This is a genomic window from Rhizobium sp. USDA 3886 (assembly GCF_056279785.1).
The window spans coordinates 3,095,106-3,115,276 of sequence record NZ_JBWCDC010000001.1 but is presented as its reverse complement, the minus strand read 5'-3'; the positions used below and the strand labels follow the sequence as shown (position 1 = coordinate 3,115,276).

Sequence of the window (20,171 nt, the reverse complement as noted above, 5' to 3'; positions counted from 1 at the left end):
TTATCGCCGCTCAAGTAGCCGGCAGATTTCTTCAAGCTGCTCCAACGACTTGTAGGCAATGCGGATCTGGCCGCTGCCGGACTTGTGATTTATGGTGACATCGAGGCCCAGCGTATCGGAGAGCGTGCGCTCAAGTGCTAACGTATCGGAATCTTTCTGATCGCGTGGGGCAGACGGACGCTGTGGCTCGGATTGAGCCTTGATGTCGTTCTGCGCAAGCTTTTCGGCGTCTCGGACGGACATTCCCTTCGAGACGATCGTCCGGGCGAGGGCCGTCGGATCGGATGTTGAAACCAGTGCACGTGCATGCCCCGCCGACAGACTGCCGGCTGCAAGAAAATCGCGGACAGGCTCGGGAAGCTTAAGCAGGCGCAGAGAATTTGCGACATGGCTTCGGCTCTTGCCGATGATCTCACCAAGATCATTTTGAGTGTAGCCGTATTCGGCGATAAGCTGCTCGTAACCCAACGCCTCTTCGAGGGGATTGAGGTCTGATCGTTGGACATTCTCGACAATGGCAATCTCGAGCGCCGTCTTGTCATCGACATCGCGGATGATCACCGGAATTTCGACAAGGCCCGCGAGCTGGGCTGCCCGCCATCTTCTTTCGCCGGCTATTATTTCATATCGGTTCGTTGCAATCGTACGAACAACGATTGGCTGGACGATGCCATGCTGACGAATAGAGCTGGCGAGATCGTGTAGTTCGCTATCATCAAAAAAACGACGCGGATTGCGCGGATTCCTGCTGACAAATTCGATCGGAATGAGACGATCCGCACTTACGCCGCTCTTTTCGCCGTCGACCGGCACCGGCTGATCCATTTCGCCGATCAGCGCAGCAAGTCCGCGGCCTAAACGTCTCTTCGATGCATCGTCATTCATTTGCAGTACTCACTCAAATCTTAAGCGGCCAGACGCTGGCGCTCACGCTGGATGACCTCGGAGGCCAGCTGCAGATATGCCTGGCTACCGGCGCATTTCAAGTCATAAAGGATCGCAGGCTTGCCATAGGAGGGCGCTTCGGAAACACGGACATTGCGCGGGATAAGCGTATGGTAAACTTTCTCCCCAAGATGCATCCGAACATCGCTCACCACCTGCTGAGCAAGATTGTTTCGCGCATCGAACATCGTCAACACGATACCCTGAATATCCAAACGCGGATTTACCGTTCGCCGCACTTGATCAACCGTCTCCAGGAGCTGGCTTAAGCCCTCCAATGCAAAGAACTCGCATTGTAACGGGACCAAAACGGAATGCGCCGCAGCCATAGCGTTCATCGTCAAAAGGTTGAAAGAGGGTGGGCAATCCAGCAAAATATAAGTAAATTCAAATGCTTGCTGAGTTGTAAGCGCCTTGCGCAGCTTGAAAACCCGATCACTCTGCTGCGCGATCTCCATTTCGACACCAAGCAAATCCATTGTCGATGGTACGATGGAAAGATTTGGCACAGCAGTCGGCATAGCCGCCTCAGTCACCCCGGCCTCGCCAATCAGTAGATCATAAGATGAGAGTTTGCGGTCTTTCCGGTCAATCCCGAGGCCAGTGCTCGCGTTACCCTGAGGATCCAAGTCGACGATCAAAACTCGTTCGCCGATAGCAGCCAAGGCAGTTGCCAGGTTAATGGCAGTTGTCGTCTTTCCAACGCCGCCTTTTTGGTTCGCTATTGTAATAATCCGGTTCCGTTCAATGGCCATGGCCGCATCATCCGAATTGTTAAACCAAGCGTTGGAGATTGAAAATCTCAAGTATGACCGAATCTCGCTCGACAACGCTTCGATGTTCTAGCAGATCAAAACGCCATCGACCACGTGCCTTGGCAATTTCAACGCCGTAATCCCGGCCTTTATGGAAATATGCACGCGTATTTTTGTTGCGAAGCATCCAAGGTTCCGCAAAGTCGCATAGTTTATCGAGATCGGCGAGGGCGCGCGCGGATATAGCATCGCAGGAGGCGACAACAGCCGGTCCATCCTCAATACGGATCGAATGCACAGAACCGCGTGCCCCTGTTTCCCGAAGGGCCAGCCTGAGGAAAGACGCTTTCTTGTTGTTGCTCTCAAGAAGGTGAACCCACCCATCGGCAAGCTCGGCCAAGAAGATGGCGGTGATCACGCCGGGAAATCCGCCGCCGCTGCCCATATCCACCCACCGCTTCGGGCCGGGAGCTAACTGAAAGATTTGAGCGCTATCGGCGACGTGTCTCTGCCACGCGTCATTCAACGTTGAGGGAGCGACTAGGTTGATGGATTTAGACCACTTGCTAAAGAGAGCAACAAAATGCTCCAGTCTATCTTGTGTTTCACGTGAAACACTTTGACCGTTCAATTCCATGAAAGACTCTCAAAAAGTGTTAGGCAACCGACCGCCGCGCAGCCTCTGTCCTTCGCAAATGAACGAGCAGAAGAGAGATGGCGGCCGGCGTCATGCCATCTATCTTTGCGGCTTGAGCGACGTTGAACGGGCGCTGATTGCCAAGCTTCTGCTTCAGCTCGTTCGAAAGACCAGGCAGAATCGAATAGTCGAAACCATCTGGGATGAGTCGATTCTCATCGCGCTGGACATCGACAATATCTGAGGACTGCCGGCGCATATAAACGGCATATGAGGCTTCGATCTCTATCGCCCCTGCGATCGGCTTGCTAAACGCCCGAAGTTCGGGCCATACATTTGATAGCAGCGCCATGTCGAAATCGGGATATGCGAGTAACTCATAGGCAGAGCGCCTCTGCCCATCCAGATTAATCTTCAACCCATACTCGCGGGCCTCATTTGGCGTAATATGTAATGCCTTCAGATGTTCTCGCGCGCCGTCAAGAGCACACTCATATTCGCGGAATTTGGCACGACGAGCCTCTCCCAAACAGCCGATCTCGTCCGCAATTGGGGTAAGCCGCATATCTGCATTGTCCGCACGCAGAGAAAGGCGGTATTCCGCACGCGAGGTGAACATGCGATAAGGCTCGGCGACGCCCCTCGACGTCAGATCGTCAATCATGACGCCGATGTAAGAATTCGTACGGCTTAGGTAGATCGGCGTTTGGCCGCCTGCTCGGCGTGCCGCATTAAGGCCTGCCACGAGACCTTGGGCCGCTGCCTCCTCGTAGCCCGTCGTTCCGTTGATCTGGCCGGCAAGATAGAGCCCCGGCATCCTCTTTACTTCAAGAGAAGGCGTCAGCTCGCGCGGATCGACATGATCATATTCGATTGCATAGCCAGGCTGGATGATGGAAGCCTTCGCAAGGCCTGGTATGGTCCGGATAAAGGCTTCCTGCACCTCTGCCGGCAGCGACGTCGAAATGCCATTCGGATAGACAGTGTCATCGTCCAAGCCTTCCGGCTCAAGGAAGATTTGATGCCCATCCCGCTCGCCGAACTTAACGATCTTATCTTCGATCGAGGGGCAATAGCGCGGTCCAACGCCCTCGATCTGCCCGGAATACATTGCCGAGCGATGCAGGTTATCCTGAATGAGTTTATGTGTGGCAGTCGTTGTGCGGGTGACCCCACATTCAATCTGGGGATTCGTAATTGCACCGGTCATGAATGAGAACGGTGTTACCTCGTCATCCGCGCCCTGTCGGCCAACCGATGCCCAATCGATGGTTTTCCCGTCAAGGCGCGCTGGCGTACCTGTCTTAAGGCGGCCGAGCCGAAGCCCCAGGCCCGATAGTGTTCCAGACAAACCAAGAGACGGATCTTCACCGACACGGCCCGCCGGAATCTTCTTATCCCCAATATGAATAAGCCCGCGCAGGAAGGTTCCCGTCGTAAGAACCACAGCGCCACAATTCAGAATCTGGCTATCTTTCATTATGACGCCGTTGACGCGACCACCCTCTGATATATCAAGATCAAAGGCGTCGCCTTCGATAACGTCAATATTATCAATGGCGTCTATTGCCGCCTGCATGGCGGTTCGATAGAGCTTCCGATCGGCTTGGGTCCGCGGACCGCGGACCGCCGGGCCTTTCTTGCGATTGAGCATGCGAAACTGGATGCCGGCAGCATCGGCCACACGACCCATGAGACCGTCCAGCGCATCCACCTCCCGCACGAGGTGACCCTTGCCAAGGCCACCAATCGCGGGGTTGCAGGACATGACCCCGATCGTGTCTCGCCGATGCGTCACCAGAGCTGTACGAGCGCCGAGGCGAGCCGCTGCGCTGGCCGCTTCGCAACCTGCATGACCACCTCCGATTACGATGACGTCGTATTGATAGATGGTCATTTCGCCTTCTCACACGCTTTCAGATGTTTTCACGTGAATCATTTTCCGATGCAAAACTCCGAAAAGATTATATCGAGTAAATTGTCGACGTCGACGCGTCCCGTAATTCTGCCCAGGGCGTTCCCCGCGATGCGGAGATTCTCGGCTCTAATGTCAAGTCCCGCTGATGGGTCGGCCAACGCTGCCCCGATCGCCTCCAGGCATTCCGTAAGCGAATCCCTTTGCCGCCTGCGGCTCGGGATCGCCAGGCTATGGCTGCTTACTTGCCGCTCCAGTCGCTCGGCGATGGCGGCGCGAAGAGCGAACAATCCCACATCCGTGACAGCAGATATCGTCAGGTCATAGGCGACCGGACCAGTCGCCGCGGATATATCGGCCTTTGTCCCAACCCGCAAGACTTCCGTATTCGTGATCGGCGAAAGCTCATCCCTACCTTGGGTCATATCCTCGAGATAGAGCACAAGATTCGCCTCAGAGATGATCCGCTCGGCCCGCCGTACGCCCTCGCGTTCAACGAGCTCATCTGTATCGCGCAAACCAGCCGTGTCATAAAGCTTTACGAGGAAACCATTGATATCGAGATCGACGTGAAGAACATCACGCGTCGTTCCCGCTATATTCGTCACAATAGCAACCTCTCGCTGCGCAAGCGCATTCATCAAGGTCGACTTTCCGGCATTTGGCGCGCCTGCAATGACGACTTTGAAACCATCGCGAATGATCTCGCCCGCCTGCGCGTGCGCGAGGTGGTTCTCTACCTCGGCATGCAGTTGAGCGATATCATCCCAAACCAGAGCTGAAACCGAACCGGGCACGTCATCTTCATCGGCAAAGTCGAGTTCAGCTTCAATCAGAGCACGAGCCCGCGTCAATCGTTCCGCCCACGAATCGTATAGCTCGGATAGTTTGCCCTGGCTGTGCTCGACCGCCAGGCGCCTTTGCATCTCAGTCTCTGCGGCAATTAGATCCGCCAGACCCTCAATCTCGACGAGGTCAAGTTTGCCGTTTTCAAACGCCCGCCGCGAGAACTCACCCTCCGCAGCCATTCGCACGCCCTCAATCGCCTCTAGTTCCTCAAAGAGGGCATGAATGACGGCTCGACTCCCATGAAGCTGGAGCTCGGCGCAGTCTTCGCCTGTAAAAGAATCTGGCGATGGAAAGAAGAGTGCCAACCCACTGTCTATAACCGAACCGTTACGGGAACGAATCGTTCGCAGGGACGCCCTGCGTGGCGGTGGGGTGTCGCCGATCAGCAATCGCAAGGCATCGCGCGTCTTCACACCACTGAGGCGGACAACCGCAACGCCGGAAGGCACAGTTCCACTCGATAGCGCATAAATGGTTTCGTTCGACATCCTCGACCACTCTGGCCATGCTGGGATTCCTCATAAGCGAAAGCCGGCCATCGCGAAACGGCCGGCTTTATTTCAGGAATCCGGCTATCTGTTATGTATTCATAGAGTCGAAGAAGTCCGGATTGCTCTTCGTCTGCTTCAGCTTGTCAATGAGAAACTCGATAGCGTCGGTTGTTCCCATCGGAGCAAGAATACGTCGAAGCACGAAGATCTTCTGCAGATCCTGGCGCGGAACAAGCAGATCCTCCTTACGCGTGCCGGACTTCAGAATATCCATCGCCGGGAAGATGCGCTTATCGGCGACCTTACGGTCGAGAACGATTTCCGAGTTACCGGTTCCCTTGAATTCTTCGAAGATGACTTCATCCATGCGGCTGCCGGTATCAATGAGCGCCGTCGCGATAATCGTCAGAGAGCCGCCTTCTTCGATGTTACGGGCAGCGCCGAAGAAGCGCTTCGGCCGTTGCAGAGCGTTGGCATCAACACCACCGGTCAGAACCTTGCCGGAGGACGGCACAACGGTGTTGTAGGCACGGCCAAGGCGCGTGATCGAATCGAGCAGGATGATGACATCACGGCCGTGCTCGACGAGCCGCTTCGCCTTCTCGATCACCATCTCAGCGACCTGCACGTGACGGACTGCCGGCTCGTCGAAGGTTGAAGAAATGACTTCGCCACGCACTGAACGCTGCATGTCCGTCACTTCCTCCGGCCGCTCGTCAATCAGCAGAACGATAAGGTAGCATTCCGGATGATTTGCGGTGATCGAATGTGCGATATTCTGTAGAAGAACAGTCTTACCGGTCCTGGGCGGAGCGACGATGAGGCCACGCTGGCCCTTACCGAGCGGCGCGACAAGGTCGATGACACGCGCAGACAGATCCTTCGATGTCGGAACATCGAGCTCCATCTTGAAACGTTCATTGGGATAAAGCGGCGTGAGGTTATCAAAGTGGACCTTATGGCGGATCTTTTCCGGATCTTCGAAATTGATCGTGTTCACCTTGAGCAGGGCGAAATAGCGCTCGCCTTCCTTGGGACCACGGATCGGTCCCTCGACCGTATCGCCGGTTTTCAGCGAGAAGCGGCGGATCTGCGATGGAGAGATGTAAATATCGTCTGGACCCGGGAGGTAGTTGGCGTTTGCCGAACGCAGGAAGCCGAAACCATCTTGCAGGACTTCCACGACGCCTTCGCCGATGATCTCTACATCCTGGCTCGCGAGAACCTTCAGGATTGCAAACATCAATTCCTGTTTGCGCATCGTGCTTGCATTTTCGACCTCGAGCGATTCGGCGAACGCCAGAAGATCGGTCGGGGATTTGCTCTTAAGTTCCTGAAGCTTCATTTCAGCCATGAAGTGACCATTACTCTGTATTTCGAAGGGGGGAAGGCTATGTTGCGTCGTTTCGGTGTTGCGAAAGGGCTCGCAGACGACTGAACTCAAAACACATGCCACGAAGATGAGATGCGCGGAAAATAGCGACTAAGCTGAGATGCCGCAAGGGGGCTGTTTAAAATGAAGTAAATTAAAGCGGCGCCCGCTCAAAACGGCTTAACGACAACCAGGATGACGATGAGGATCATGAGTAGCGTCGGTGCCTCATTCATGAATCTCCAATATCGCGCCGTGCGCCGGTTTTCATCCCGTGCAAAAGCATCGACCGCGCGACTGAAGAACAAGTGAACGGCCGTCAAGAGCACGACGAGGGCGATCTTGGCATGAAGCCACGCACCCTGAAAACCGTAGACCGACCAAGCCAGATACAGACCGAAAACCCAGGTCAGCATCATCGCCGGGTTCATGACGATCTTCAGCAGGCGCCGTTCCATAACCTTGAAGGTTTCCGACTGTACGGAACCTGGCTCCGCGTCGGTATGGTAGATGAAGAGCCTCGGCATATAGAACAGCCCGGCCATCCAGGAGATGACCGCAATGAGGTGCAGTGCCTTGATCCAAAGGTAGAGGTTGGCCGGGTTCCATGCAAACAGCCCGACGGCAAGCAGCGCAAAAAAGGCGAGGGCGAAATGTGCCCGTCGCCGCGCATAGCTTCCTGGTCGCTCATCCGTCTGCTTTTCCATCATTCAATTCCCGCCACGGCGAACGCGTTTGACAAGCAGACGGACGTTTTCCGGATCGGCCTGCGGCGTAATTCCGTGGCCGAGGTTGAAGATCAACGGTCCGCCGCCAAGGTGCATCATGATGTCGTCGATACCCTCCTCAAGCGCGCGCCCACCGGCGACGACGCGCATGGGATCGAGATTGCCTTGGACCGGCCCTTCCTTCTGAAGCTCGGCAGCAAATTCAAGTGGAACGGACCAATCAAGCCCAATCGCATCAGCATCGGTCTTCTGCCTGTAGGTTTTCAGAAGATAACCTGCACCTTTGGCAAAGGCGATGACCCGAGCCTTCGGGCGCTGCGCTTTGACGCGGGCAATGATCCGAGCAACTGGCTTGACGGCAAAAGCCTCAAATTCCTTTTCTCCAAGAACGCCTGCCCAGGAATCGAAAATCTGCACTGCATCGGCGCCGGCATCGATCTGCGCTACCAGATACTCGGCAGAGATGTCCGCAAGCAGCATAAGCAGTCGTTCAAACGCTTTTGGATGCTGGTAGGCAAAAAGCCTCGCCGGCGCCTGATCAGGCGTGCCGTGCCCTGCGATCATGTAAGTCGCCACCGTCCAGGGCGCACCGCAAAAGCCAAGAAGTGTCGTTTCTTCCGGGAGTTCCGTGCGCAACCGGCGCACTGTCTCGAACACCGGCTTCAGATAGTCGATAACACCATCAGCAGCCAGACGTGAAATTCCAGCCTCGTCGATCGGGTCCATTTCCGGACCATGGCCTTCCGTGAAACGCACATTGCGCTTCATGGCATCCGGAATGACAAGAATATCAGAGAAGAGGATCGCCGCATCGAAGCCGTAGCGGCGGATGGGCTGCATTGTCACTTCGACAGCGTGCTCCGGTGAATAACAGAGGTCGAGGAAGCTTCCTGCCTTTGCACGCGTTTCTCGATACTCCGGCAGATAACGGCCTGCTTGTCTCATAAGCCAGATCGGAGGAGGGGAGAGAGTTTCACCGTCGAGAACTCTCATGATTTTCCGGCGCGTTTCGCTCAAGCGCTTCGTCCCTTTAAGAATCTAAAGATATTTTAAAAGGTTTCTATTTCTTAGAGTCGGTGTCTATCAAGGATTAAAATCCATCCACTGCTGATACAATTTGTTACGCGCATCAAAGATGTCGGGACAATATCGATCGCATTCCATCGTAGATTTTGGAGAAGTTCGAATCTAAAAATGATTCCAGAAACTTGCCTCGAAGGGTGAGGCGGCGTTGTCTGTGGATATCCTGTGTATTCCAGATGAGTTCTTTAGCGCCGATCACAAAATCCACAGACTGCCCTGTGGTGCTCTCCAGAAAATCCGAAATGTGGATAAGGGGCCACGTTTTCCCTTGCCTCAAGCCATGCCGGTCCCTTAGCTCTCTGTCATCCAGTCTTTTCAACAGGCAGCGGAAAATAGCGTGGAGAACCGCACGAACTTCTTCCATCTGCATCTGATTTCTGACTCGACCGGTGAGACTCTGATCTCAGCCGGTCGTGCCGCGTCCGCCCAGTTCAAATCCGCTCAGCCGGTAGAACATGTCTATCCGTTGATACGGAATCGTAAGCAGCTGTTTGCTGTTCTCGATGCGATCGACAACGAGCCGGGCATCGTCCTCTACACGGTCGTCGATCGGGAACTTGCGGGGCTGATCGATGAGAGATGTGTGGAAATGGGCGTCGCCTCGGTCAATGTGCTTGAGCCTGTGATGGCCGCTTTCCAGCTTTATCTCGGTGCTCCGTTGCGGCGTCGCGTCGGTGCCCAGCACGTGATGAATGCCGGGTATTTTGCGCGTATCGAGGCGCTCAATTTCACCATGGATCACGACGATGGGCAGATGCCCGAGGATTACAACGACGCCGACGTCGTCATCATCGGCATCAGCAGGACATCGAAAACACCGACGAGTATCTATCTCGCCAATCGCGGCATCAAGACAGCGAACATTCCGATCGTCTACGATGTGCCCTTGCCGGAAGCGCTTTTCACTGCAACGAGGCCGTTGATCGTCTGTCTCATCGCAACGACGGATCGGATATCGCAGGTGCGTGAAAACCGGGTGCTTGGTGCGACACCTGGCTTCGATCGTAGCCAATATACGGATCGAGCAGCGATCTCCGAAGAACTAAAATATGCCCGGTCTCTTTGCGCGCGCCATAATTGGCCGTTGATCGATGTGACCCGTCGTTCCATCGAAGAGACGGCGGCCGCAATCGTTGCCCTGCGCCCCAAGCTGCGCTAAGCGCTGACATTATGAATCTTGAGCTAAGAGACGCATGACATCGAAACTGATTCTCGCCTCGTCCAGTCCATTCCGGCGGATGCTGCTCGCGAACGCCGGCCTGGAGTTTGAAGCGCATGCGGCAAAGATCGACGAGCGGGCGATCGAAGCACCGCTCGAAAGAGAGGGCGCATCTCCAGACACTGTCGCCTCGGTGCTTGCTAGGGCCAAGGCGGAGGAGGTGAGCAGCCGGTTTCCGGATTCTCTCGTCATCGGCTCGGATCAGACCATGTCGCTTCGTGATCACGTGTTTCACAAGCCGCACGACATGGCTGACGCCGCCAATCATCTGAGAGTACTTTCGGGGCAAACACATCGTCTGAACAGTGCGATCGCCATCATCGGAAATGGTGCGCTTCTATGGGAGCACGTGTCACACGCGTCGCTGACGATGCGCGTTCTGTCGGCGGATTTCATATCGCGCCATCTGGCAAGAGTTGGCGACAAGGCGCTCGGCAGCGTTGGCGCCTATCAGCTGGAAGGCGAGGGAATTCAACTTTTCGACAGGATCGACGGCGACTACTTCACGATCCTTGGCCTGCCAATGTTGCCACTGCTTCAGAAACTAAGGGAATTGGGCGCGATCGATGGATGATTCACGTGAAACATTCGGCCCGAATGCTTTCGTTACCGGCTTCCCGGTGCGGCACTCACGCTCGCCCTTGATCCACGGATACTGGCTGAAAAAGCTTGGACTTCGCGGTAGCTACCGCCCATACGAGGTTGCTCCCGCCGATTTTGCGGCATTCATGGGATCGCTCAAGGATCAAAGCTCCCAATTTATCGGCGGCAATGTCACCATCCCACACAAGGAGATGGCCTGTCGGCTCGCCGACAGGCCGGACGAACTCTCCCAGGAACTCGGTGCTTCCAACACGTTATGGCTGGCGAAAGGAAAACTCTATTCGACCAATACCGACGGGCAGGGATTTACCGCGAACCTGGACGCGCGCCACCCTGGCTGGGATAAACACGACACCGCAGTCATACTCGGGGCAGGTGGAGCGAGCCGCGCGGTCATACAGGCAGTGCGCGACCGCGGCTTTCGGGAGATTCATGTCGTCAACCGAACCGTTGCTCGCGCGCAGGAACTTGCCGATCGCTTCGGTGAGAAAGTCCATGCACATCCAATGGGAGCACTCGCGGAGGTCATGAAAGGAGCGGGGCTTTTCGTCAATACGACATCGCTCGGCATGGACGGCGAAACAGCACCGGCAATCGATTTCCTGCCACTCGACGAAAATGCGGTCGTCACCGATATCGTCTATGTGCCGCTGAAGACACCTTTGTTGAAACAAGCCGAGGAACAAGGTTTTGTGATCGTGGACGGACTCGGTATGCTGCTTCACCAGGCAGTACCGGGCTTTGAGAAATGGTTCGGCAAGCGCCCGGTCGTGGATGACGAGCTTCGTGCGCTCATCGTCGCAGATATGGAAAAGCACTGATGATCCGGATCGGTCTCACGGGTTCCATAGGCATGGGAAAGTCAACTGCGGCAAAGCTCTTTGCCGAAGCCGGTATTCCCGTCAACGATTCCGATGCTGTGGTGCATGAACTGTATGCCGGAGAGGCGGCGCCACTGGTCGAAGCTGAATTCCCCGGCACAGTGAAATATGGCGCTGTTGACCGGCAGGAACTTGGCCGGCAACTTTCGCGCAGACCGGAGGGCTTCAAGGCGCTGGAGGCGATCGTGCATCCGTTGGTTCGCAAGCGCGAAGCCGAATTCGTAAAACGCGAGCAAGCGCGAGGATCGGAGATAATCCTGCTCGATATCCCGCTGCTTTTCGAAACGGGTGCCGAGACCCGGGTCGACATAATCGTGGTCGTGAGCTGCGATCCACAGATTCAGCGCGACCGGGTGCTTGCGCGTCCGAACATGACAGAGGAAAAATTCAGTATGATTCGCTCGCGGCAAACCCCGGACGCCGAAAAGCGGGCGCGTGCCGACTATGTCATCGATACGGGGCACGCCATCGAAACAACCCGGGCAAGGGTAAGCGAAATCATCGCGGATCTGAAAGCGCGGATCGCGAAAGGAGATTTCCGGAATGCGTGAAATCATATTCGATACGGAAACAACCGGCCTCGACAGCCGCATCGATCGCATCATCGAAATCGGCGGCATCGAGCTTTTGAACCATTTCCCGACCGGCCGCACAATCCATATCTACATCAATCCCGGCAATCAAAAAGTCCATCCCGATGCTCTGGCCGTTCACGGCATTACCGACGAGTTTCTGAAGGAAAAGAGGCCATTTGCCGAAGTCGTTGAAGAGATCATCGACTTCTTCGGCGACGCAAAGTGGATCGCACACAACGCAACCTTCGACATGGGATTTGTCAACGCGGAGCTTGCTCGCCTTGGCATGCCGCCGATCTTGCCGGAGAGGGTGGTCGATACGCTATCACTCGCACGGCGCAAACATCCTATGGGACCGAACTCGCTCGATGCCCTCTGCCGCCGCTATGGTATAGACAACTCGCACCGCACAAAACACGGTGCACTTCTCGACTCGGAACTGCTTGCCGAGGTCTATATCGAAATGATCGGCGGGCGTCAGACCGCTCTTGGTTTGAGTGTTGCGGCTGCAACTGGGTCAGGCGACGCCGAGATTATTCTGGAGGAGACCGTCGACATCGTTTTGAAGCGGCCCCGCCCCCTCGCGCCACGCCTCAGCGAAGCAGAAGCTCAGGCTCACGACGCATTGATTGCTGCGCTCGGCAGCAAAGGCATCTGGGCCAAATACGATCGTCTAAATTAAAAATGCCCGGGCTTTCACCCGGGCACTGCAGTCTAATCAGGTAGTTCGAATCAGTTTGTCTGCACCTTTGCGCGCGTCTGCTCTTCAGCGACGCGCTGCGCAAACATCTGTGCGAAGTCGATCGGGTCGATCATCAACGGCGGGAAGCCGCCATTGCGCGTAACATCGGCAATGATCTGGCGGGCAAACGGGAAGAGCATGCGCGGGCATTCAATAAAGAGAACCGGAAGCATGTGTTCCTGCGGGAAGCCGGCAACGCGGAAGACACCACCATAGACGAGTTCGGCATGAAAGACCGTCTTGTCGCCATCCTTGGCCTCGGCGTTGAGCGACAGCACAACGTCGAAATCGGTATCCGAAAGCGGATTGGCATTGACGTTGACGCTGATATTGATCGCCGGAGCCTTGTCGCGCGCCTGAAGCGAACGCGGCGCGCCGGGATTTTCGAAGGAAAGATCCTTCGTGTACTGAGCGAGAATTGTGAGGCTCGGGCTTGTCGTGCCGCTGCCGTTGTTTTCATCAGCCATTGGATTTTCCTCGAGGGGCATTGAATGGTGCCGCCATCTAACATTTCGGGAAAAGGCTTACAACCCTGGGCGAACCCGTCTCTACTCGCCAAGCCGCTTGCCTGACCAAGGAGAATCTTTGTTCGGCTCGCGGCGGTAGTCGTCCTCATCAAGATCGACGACTTTTGAATCCGGCTTGGATCGGTTGCCGGATTCGGATGATTGCGACGCCGTATAGCCCTTCTTCGTTTGAACGATAACGAATCGCTTGTGGATGTAGTTCCAGGCAAGATCACGAACGGCCGGGATGAACAGCAGGATGGCGATAATATCCGAAATAAATCCCGGAACGATGAGAAGCAGCGACGCAATGACGAGCATGGCCGGCCGCAGAAGGTCCCGGCCCGGCGTTACGCCGGTTCGCCCCTCGGCAGACATACGCTGCAGGATGCCGATTCCCTGGCGGCGAAGCAGAGCCATGCCGATTGCAAAACTCAGCGCGACGAGACCAAGGGTCGCCAGCAGGCCAATAGCGCGCCCGACGATCACGAAGCCCGCTATCTCGGCCAGCGGCAGCAAAAGAACAAAACCTGGAAGCATTGCAAGTCGCATCGTCTCTCCAACCGGCGTTTGCCGGGCCTCGATCGCAATCGCGAGATTGCGGCTATTTGAATCATCTGTATATGCGGCCTATATGGGAGTACAAATCATGGATGTTAACGGCGGCTGCGGGACGATATGAGTTCAAACGACTTCATCACTTTGTTTTTCCTTGTGGCTGCGGTGCTGATTTTTTTTCAGCTCCGCGGTGTTCTCGGACGCCGCACGGGAAATGAGAAGCCGCCGCGCGATCTTTTCACGCCGCGCGATGCGGCCAGTCCTGAGCATTCCGAGGCCGGCAAGGTCGTAACGTTACCCCGCCGCGATACGCCCGCAGAAGAGGAAGATCGCTTCGCGGCGATCGACGCTTTCGCCCCTGCCGGCACGCCGCTCAATGAATCTCTCCGCGCACTCAGCAAGGTCGATCCGTCCTTCGAGCCAAAGGAATTCCTGAACGGCGCGAAAATGGCCTACGAAATGATCGTCATGGCTTATGCCGACGGTGACAGAAAAACGTTGAAGAATCTTTTGTCCCGCGAGGTTTATGAAGGTTTTGACGCGGCGATCACGGATCGCGAGGCCAAGGGCGAGAAGGTGAAATCCACCTTCGTCGGCATCGATAAGGCGGACATCACCCAGGCGGAAGCCAGAGGCAGCGAGGCACAGATTACGGTCCGTATCGCCAGCCAGCTGATCTCCGCGACCTATGACAAGGCCGACAAGCTGATAGAGGGCGATGCCGAGAACGTAGCTGAAGTCAATGACATCTGGACCTTCGCTCGTGATACGCGCTCGCGCGACCCCAATTGGAAGCTCGTGGCAACCGAATCGGAAACATGAGTGACAATAAAGCCGACTTCGTTCTGCAAGCTGTCGATTTCGATGAACTCAAAGGCTGGAGGGATGACGATCCCTCCAGCCTTTTTGAAGTCATGGAAACCTGCCGCCGCCAAATTTCCGGCAGGAAACCTTACCGCACCGGATCGCTGGGCCTGAGCGCCGACGATCTTTTGCCTTTGCTAAAAGCTGCCCGAAATGCGAAACCCGCCTCTGCTTCCGAGGCCCGATCCTTCTTTGAACAGAATTGTCGGGCGTTTCTCATCAGACGAGGCGACGGCCGGCGGGGTTTCGTTACGGCCTTTTACGAGCCGGAGATCGCCGTTTCTGGCAAGCCCGATTCTACTTATCGCTTCCCCTTCTACAGACGGCCTGACGATCTGATCGAGCTGGACAATAGCAACCGCCCCGCAGGCCTCGATTCATCCTATGCCTTCGGTCGCCTCGAGGATGGAGAGATAAGCGGCTATCCCGACCGGCAGGCGATCGACCAAGGCTTCCTCGACGGCCGAGGCCTTGAAATCGCTTGGGCCAAATCCAAGGTCGATGTTTTCTTCGTGCATGTGCAAGGTGCGGCACGTCTGCGCTATCCGGATGGACGGACGGCACGGATCACATATGCGGCAAAGGCCGGACATACCTTCTCTGCCATTGGCAAGCTCTTGGTCGATCGCGGTGAAATCGATCGTGCGAATATCTCCATGCAGTCGATCCGCGCTTGGCTCGCAGCTCATCCAGAACAGGTCGATGAGGTTCTCTGGCACAATCGATCTTATATTTTCTTCCTCGAGGCGCCGGTTGCCGATTCCGAAGCTGGACCGGTTGCAGCAGCGAAAGTGCCGTTGCTGGCCGGACGATCACTTGCGGTCGACCGCCTGATCCATACCTTCGGCTTTCCCTTCTTCATCCGCTCTGAAAGCCTGACCCACCTTGATAAGGGGAGGCCGTTCCAGCGTTTGATGCTTGCCTTGGACACTGGCTCCGCGATCGTTGGTCCTGCGCGTGGCGATATTTTTACGGGTTCCGGCGATGAAGCGGGCGAACTGGCGGGTACGGTGCGCAACGACGCAGACTTTGCCATCTTGATTCCGAACGCTGCGGCTGGAAGGTTCGACTGATGACGAGGGACCGCAAGCTCAGCACGGACGAGCGGATTCTGTGGGGCAAGGTTGCGCGCAGCACGCGACCGCTTGCCGGAAAAAAAGGCGAGCTCACCGAACTTGATGCCTTTCTGGCGAAAGCCGAAACCGAGGTTGGGAATGCCGAGCAGAAATCGTCTGCCGAAATGGAAGCGCAAGCCGCAACCCCGCGCCCAGCAGCGAAGCAGCTGTCCAGCACCCATCATCCGCTGGAGCGGCCAGTCAAACGTAAGATCGCCAAGGGCAGGCTGGCACTGGAGGCGCGTATCGATCTCCACGGCCTAGTGCAAAGCGAAGCGCATGTCATGCTTCTCGATTTCCTCATCCGCGCGCATGAGCGCGGCATGCGGCATGTGCTGGTGATCACCGGCAAGGGCAGTTCGATGGGAAGCGAAGGCGCGTTGAAACGGGCCGTTCCGTTTTGGTTTTCGAAGCCGGAGTTCCGCTATTTGATTTCGTCTTACGAAGCGGCTGCGCAGCACCACGGCGGCGAGGGGGCGCTTTATATCCGGCTCTCCCGGCGGCAGGGGGACAGGTCATGACGCCGTTCGGTGAAGCAGTTCGAAAGCTTCGGGTCCGCAAGGGCGTATCGCAGAAGCAGATGGCAGCGGCGCTTAATGTCTCGCCCGCCTATCTCTCCGCACTCGAACATGGAAAGCGCGGCCTGCCGACCTTCGACCTGCTTCAGCGGATCGCCGGCTATTTCAACATCATCTGGGATGAAGCCGAAGAACTCTTCCTGCTCGCCCGTGCATCGGACCCGCGCGTGGTGATCGATACCTCGGGTCTACCTCCCGAATATACAGCGTTTACCAATCGTTTGGCGGCCCGGATTCGCAACCTTGACAGGGCAGCTTTGGCCGAGCTAGCGGCTATGCTTGAAAATCTCGGCAAAGCTGACGGAAAAGCGTCATAATCCCCTGCTTTATGCCCGATTAGCAGGCTCTACCATTGGGAATGGTGCTCAAAAACCTTATATTCCGGAATGAAAAAGGCTGGTGATTCGCGACGCGAATTCAGGCGCTTACAACAGGGAAATTCAAAGACAGTATGACCGATACACCAGCGACGGAAAACGGCGTTAATACCGAATATGGCGCGGATTCCATCAAGGTCCTCAAGGGACTTGATGCCGTGCGCAAGCGCCCCGGCATGTATATCGGTGATACCGACGACGGTTCCGGTCTGCATCACATGGTTTATGAAGTCGTCGACAACGCGATCGACGAGGCGCTCGCCGGCCATGCCGACATCGTCACCGTCGCGCTCAACCCTGACGGCTCAGTTACAGTGACCGACAACGGCCGTGGTATTCCGACGGACATACACACCGGCGAAGGCGTTTCCGCAGCCGAAGTCATCATGACGCAGCTTCATGCCGGCGGAAAATTCGATCAGAATTCCTACAAGGTTTCCGGCGGCCTGCATGGCGTCGGTGTTTCGGTGGTTAATGCCCTTTCCGTCTGGCTGAAACTGAAAATCCGCCGCCAGGGCAAGATCCATGAAATGAGCTTCACGCATGGCGTCGCCGATGCGCCGCTCAAGGTGACAGGTGACGCGGGCAGCGATACCGGCACGGAAGTCAGCTTTATGCCGAGCACCGGAACCTTCACGATGACGGATTTCGACTATGGCACGCTGGAGCACCGCCTGCGCGAGCTTGCTTTCCTGAATTCCGGTGTTCGCATCTTGTTGACTGACAAGCGCCATTCCGACATCAGGCAAGAAGAGATGCGTTATGACGGCGGCCTTGAGGCCTTCGTTTCCTATCTCGATCGTGCCAAGAAACCGCTGGTCGATAAGCCTGTCTCTATCCGCGGCGAAAAGGATGGAATTACCGTCGAAGTCGCGATGTGGTGGAACGACAGCTACCACGAGAATGTCCTTTGTTTCACCAACAACATTCCACAACGCGACGGCGGCACTCACATGGCCGGCTTCCGCGCCGCGCTGACGCGCCAAGTTGTCTCCTATGCCGATAGCTCCGGCATTACCAAGAGGGAGAAAGTCACACTTCAGGGCGAAGACTGCCGCGAGGGCCTGACGGCTGTCCTTTCGGTGAAGGTGCCGGATCCGAAGTTCTCGTCGCAGACGAAAGACAAGCTGGTTTCCTCGGAAGTTCGTCCGGTCGTCGAAAGCCTGGTCAATGAAGCGCTCGGCACATGGTTTGAAGAGCATCCGAGTGAAGCCAAGGTGCTCGTCGGCAAGGTCGTTGAAGCCGCCGCCGCCCGCGAAGCGGCTCGTAAGGCCCGTGAACTGACGCGCCGCAAGGGTGCGCTCGATATCGCCTCGCTGCCCGGCAAGCTCGCCGATTGCTCCGAGCGCGATCCGGCAAAGTCGGAAGTCTTCCTCGTTGAAGGTGACTCCGCGGGTGGCTCTGCGAAGCAAGGCCGTTCCCGTGAAAATCAAGCAATCCTGCCTTTGCGAGGCAAGATCCTCAATGTCGAGCGGGCCCGCTTCGATAAGATGCTGTCGAGCCAGGAAATAGGCACGCTGATCACGGCACTCGGCACCGGCATTGGCAAGGATGAGTTCAACGTCGAAAAGCTTCGCTACCACAAGATCATCATCATGACGGATGCCGATGTCGATGGCGCCCACATTCGTACGCTATTGCTGACATTCTTCTTCCGTCAGATGCCGGAGCTGATCGAGCGCGGTCACCTCTATATCGCCCAGCCGCCGCTCTATAAGGTTTCTCGCGGCAAGTCCGTTCAGTACGTGAAGGACGAAAAGGCGCTGGAGGATTATCTGATCGGTCAGGGCCTCGAGGAGGCGGCGCTGAAGCTCGGAAGCGGCGAAGTCCGTACCGGCCAGGATCTCCGTGAAGTCATTCTCGATGCATTGCGCTTGCGCGCGTTGCTCGAAAACCTGCATTCTCGCTACAACCGCGCTGTCGTTGAGCAGGCGGCAATCGCCGGGGCCTTGAACGCGGAAGCAGTCAGCGATCGTGCGAGGGCCGAACGGCTTACAGGTGATGTTGCCAAGCGTCTCGATATCATCGCCGAGGAAACCGAGCGCGGCTGGGAAGGCGACCTGACCAGCGAAGGCGGCTTGCGGCTGGAGCGAATGGTGCGCGGCGTCAAGGAAGCCGTCGTGCTCGACATGGCGCTCATCGGCTCGCAGGACGCGCGTCACATCGATCAGCTCTCGTTGCGCCTCAAAGAAATCTACCAGACCCCGCCGGCGCTTTCGCGCCGTGACGGCGATATCGAGATTTCCGGTCCGCGCGCTCTGCTCGATGCAATTTTTGCCAGCGGCCGCAAGGGACTGACGATGCAGCGCTACAAGGGCCTTGGCGAAATGAATGCCGAACAGCTCTGGGAGACGACGCTCGACCCGAACGCCCGTTCGCTGCTACAGGTCAAGGTCAACGACGCGACGGATGCCGATGGCCTTTTCGCCCGGCTGATGGGCGACGAAGTCGAGCCGCGCCGCGAATTCATTCAAGATAACGCGCTCAGCGTCGCAAATCTTGATATCTAATTGATTTCTCGTGCAAAAAGGCACGCTCACTGGAGCGCCTTTTTGTTTCGGCAGGGTCAATTGGCAATGAACTTTCCGTTGAAGGCCACCTCGGCAAGCGGCATGCGCTGGCTTGGCACTTCGCGTGCCTGGTTGCGTTCTGATAGAACGCCTTTGTCGCCAAGGCGGCCGATGGCTATGCCGGCCTCGACGCGATAGCCTTCCGGGATGGCGAAGGCTTGCCTGATCTCATCGTGTTTGATTCCGCCCATGCCGTGGGCGTAGAAGCCTGAAAAGCGTGCCTGCATGGCGAGATGCCCCCACGCGGCCCCGGCGTCGAACGAATGGGTATAGCGCGGTTTGTTCTCCGAGAAATCGCCGCTGAAACTGCGTGAGATAACAAAGATCAATGCAGAAGCATTCTTTGCCCATTCCTGGTTCGATTCGACGAGCAGGCCAAGATGCTTCTCGAAATGTTCCGTGCCTTTAAGGGCGTAGATGAAGCGCCAGGGCTGCTGATTGCTGGAAGATGGCGCCCAATGTGCTGCGTCCAGGATCGTCAGCAATTGCTCTTCGGTTATGATTTCGCCGGTGAAAGCACGTGGCGACCAGCGATCGAGAAACATCGCATCGATCGGGTATTCGGATGTGCGGCTATTGGCTTCGGTCATCTTGTTTCCGGATATTGGTTGAGGGCGCTGGAGCGAATGATATTGCCCGCCCACGAGAGCTTTGCAAGCAAACCCATTGCCGCAGATGCTTCTCATTTCATTCAATCCGGCGCGCCAATTCAGTTCCGGCGAAATTTTTAACAATGCGTACCGCTTCAGCAAAAAGCCGTAATGACACGCTTAGTCGACTGGTTCATAGGTGATGGAGTCCGTTTTCG

The 20,171-nt window shown here is 56.4% G+C and carries 21 protein-coding genes; 10 read left to right on the top strand and 11 right to left on the bottom strand.

All coding sequences use genetic code 11. The annotated features are described in order from the left end of the window. The 8 genes from ACZ9BX_RS15900 to hemE all read right to left on the bottom strand — a co-directional run bounded on the left by ACZ9BX_RS15900 (position 1) and on the right by hemE (position 8,709). Positions 1-885: a ParB/RepB/Spo0J family partition protein gene (locus ACZ9BX_RS15900; RefSeq protein WP_476218830.1), complete on the bottom strand. Its 885-nt coding sequence runs from the start codon at positions 883-885 to the stop codon at positions 1-3. Between the two features lie 20 nt (positions 886-905). Beyond that, positions 906-1,700: a ParA family protein gene (locus ACZ9BX_RS15895; protein ID WP_086997407.1), complete on the bottom strand. Its 795-nt coding sequence runs from the start codon at positions 1,698-1,700 to the stop codon at positions 906-908. A gap of 19 nt (positions 1,701-1,719) precedes the next feature. Beyond that, positions 1,720-2,337 (bottom strand): 16S rRNA (guanine(527)-N(7))-methyltransferase RsmG, encoded by a 618-nt coding sequence (gene rsmG / locus ACZ9BX_RS15890; protein WP_476218829.1) that lies wholly within the window; start codon positions 2,335-2,337, stop codon positions 1,720-1,722. Between the two features lie 19 nt (positions 2,338-2,356). Next, the gene (gene mnmG, locus ACZ9BX_RS15885; RefSeq protein WP_476218828.1) at positions 2,357-4,234 is read right to left on the bottom strand and encodes a tRNA uridine-5-carboxymethylaminomethyl(34) synthesis enzyme MnmG; all 1,878 of its coding nucleotides are present in this window, start codon (positions 4,232-4,234) and stop codon (positions 2,357-2,359) included. Positions 4,235-4,272: 38 nt separating this feature from the next. After that, on the bottom strand, positions 4,273-5,589 hold the full coding sequence (gene mnmE, locus ACZ9BX_RS15880; protein ID WP_476218827.1) for a tRNA uridine-5-carboxymethylaminomethyl(34) synthesis GTPase MnmE: 1,317 nt from the start codon (positions 5,587-5,589) through the stop codon (positions 4,273-4,275). Between the two features lie 91 nt (positions 5,590-5,680). Next, a complete protein-coding gene (gene rho / locus ACZ9BX_RS15875) occupies positions 5,681-6,946 on the bottom strand; it encodes a transcription termination factor Rho (protein WP_476218826.1) in 1,266 nt (421 codons plus the stop codon). A gap of 188 nt (positions 6,947-7,134) precedes the next feature. Further along, positions 7,135-7,671, bottom strand: a complete 537-nt coding sequence (gene hemJ / locus ACZ9BX_RS15870) for a protoporphyrinogen oxidase HemJ (RefSeq protein WP_476220040.1) — start codon at positions 7,669-7,671, stop codon at positions 7,135-7,137. A gap of 3 nt (positions 7,672-7,674) precedes the next feature. Beyond that, entirely contained in the window at positions 7,675-8,709 is a 1,035-nt protein-coding gene (hemE, locus tag ACZ9BX_RS15865) for a uroporphyrinogen decarboxylase (protein WP_476218825.1), read from the bottom strand. A gap of 403 nt (positions 8,710-9,112) precedes the next feature. On the opposite strand from hemE, the gene ACZ9BX_RS15860 reads away from it, so the two are divergent. From ACZ9BX_RS15860 to dnaQ, 5 genes are read left to right on the top strand one after another with little or no spacing between them, the layout of a single operon-like run. Next, positions 9,113-9,934 (top strand): pyruvate, water dikinase regulatory protein, encoded by an 822-nt coding sequence (locus tag ACZ9BX_RS15860; RefSeq protein WP_100773205.1) that lies wholly within the window; start codon positions 9,113-9,115, stop codon positions 9,932-9,934. 34 nt (positions 9,935-9,968) lie between these two features. Further along, entirely contained in the window at positions 9,969-10,568 is a 600-nt protein-coding gene (locus tag ACZ9BX_RS15855) for a Maf-like protein (protein ID WP_086997425.1), read from the top strand. Beyond that, positions 10,561-11,418, top strand: a complete 858-nt coding sequence (locus ACZ9BX_RS15850) for a shikimate dehydrogenase (protein ID WP_476218824.1) — start codon at positions 10,561-10,563, stop codon at positions 11,416-11,418. The genes ACZ9BX_RS15855 and ACZ9BX_RS15850 overlap by 8 nt, the downstream gene beginning before the upstream one ends. Next, the gene (coaE, locus tag ACZ9BX_RS15845) at positions 11,418-12,029 is read left to right on the top strand and encodes a dephospho-CoA kinase (RefSeq protein ID WP_476218823.1); all 612 of its coding nucleotides are present in this window, start codon (positions 11,418-11,420) and stop codon (positions 12,027-12,029) included. The genes ACZ9BX_RS15850 and coaE overlap by 1 nt, the downstream gene beginning before the upstream one ends. After that, positions 12,022-12,735 carry a DNA polymerase III subunit epsilon gene (gene dnaQ, locus ACZ9BX_RS15840; protein WP_476218822.1) on the top strand — a complete coding sequence of 238 codons (714 nt, stop codon included), beginning with the start codon at positions 12,022-12,024 and terminating at the stop codon, positions 12,733-12,735. The genes coaE and dnaQ overlap by 8 nt, the downstream gene beginning before the upstream one ends. A gap of 50 nt (positions 12,736-12,785) precedes the next feature. Here dnaQ and secB read toward each other — a convergent pair whose 3' ends face one another. Next, the gene (gene secB, locus ACZ9BX_RS15835) at positions 12,786-13,262 is read right to left on the bottom strand and encodes a protein-export chaperone SecB (RefSeq protein ID WP_132562008.1); all 477 of its coding nucleotides are present in this window, start codon (positions 13,260-13,262) and stop codon (positions 12,786-12,788) included. Positions 13,263-13,343: 81 nt separating this feature from the next. Then, a complete protein-coding gene (locus tag ACZ9BX_RS15830) occupies positions 13,344-13,853 on the bottom strand; it encodes an FxsA family protein (RefSeq protein WP_476218821.1) in 510 nt (169 codons plus the stop codon). A gap of 126 nt (positions 13,854-13,979) precedes the next feature. Here ACZ9BX_RS15830 and ACZ9BX_RS15825 point away from each other — a divergent pair, with 126 nt between their 5' ends. The 5 genes from ACZ9BX_RS15825 to gyrB all read left to right on the top strand — a co-directional run bounded on the left by ACZ9BX_RS15825 (position 13,980) and on the right by gyrB (position 19,303). Then, positions 13,980-14,681, top strand: coding sequence for a Tim44/TimA family putative adaptor protein (locus ACZ9BX_RS15825; RefSeq protein ID WP_476218820.1), 702 nt, complete (start codon positions 13,980-13,982; stop codon positions 14,679-14,681). Then, positions 14,678-15,796 carry a murein transglycosylase A gene (gene mltA / locus ACZ9BX_RS15820; protein WP_476218819.1) on the top strand — a complete coding sequence of 373 codons (1,119 nt, stop codon included), beginning with the start codon at positions 14,678-14,680 and terminating at the stop codon, positions 15,794-15,796. Before ACZ9BX_RS15825 ends, mltA begins: the two co-directional genes overlap by 4 nt. Then, on the top strand, positions 15,796-16,359 hold the full coding sequence (locus tag ACZ9BX_RS15815; RefSeq protein WP_476218818.1) for a Smr/MutS family protein: 564 nt from the start codon (positions 15,796-15,798) through the stop codon (positions 16,357-16,359). Before mltA ends, ACZ9BX_RS15815 begins: the two co-directional genes overlap by 1 nt. Beyond that, positions 16,356-16,733 (top strand): helix-turn-helix domain-containing protein, encoded by a 378-nt coding sequence (locus tag ACZ9BX_RS15810; protein ID WP_132561998.1) that lies wholly within the window; start codon positions 16,356-16,358, stop codon positions 16,731-16,733. Before ACZ9BX_RS15815 ends, ACZ9BX_RS15810 begins: the two co-directional genes overlap by 4 nt. A 134-nt stretch (positions 16,734-16,867) precedes the next feature. After that, positions 16,868-19,303, top strand: a complete 2,436-nt coding sequence (gene gyrB / locus ACZ9BX_RS15805) for a DNA topoisomerase (ATP-hydrolyzing) subunit B (protein WP_476218817.1) — start codon at positions 16,868-16,870, stop codon at positions 19,301-19,303. Between the two features lie 56 nt (positions 19,304-19,359). Here gyrB and ACZ9BX_RS15800 read toward each other — a convergent pair whose 3' ends face one another. Continuing rightward, positions 19,360-19,953 (bottom strand): nitroreductase family protein, encoded by a 594-nt coding sequence (locus ACZ9BX_RS15800; RefSeq protein ID WP_476218816.1) that lies wholly within the window; start codon positions 19,951-19,953, stop codon positions 19,360-19,362. Positions 19,954-20,171 lie beyond the last annotated feature (218 nt).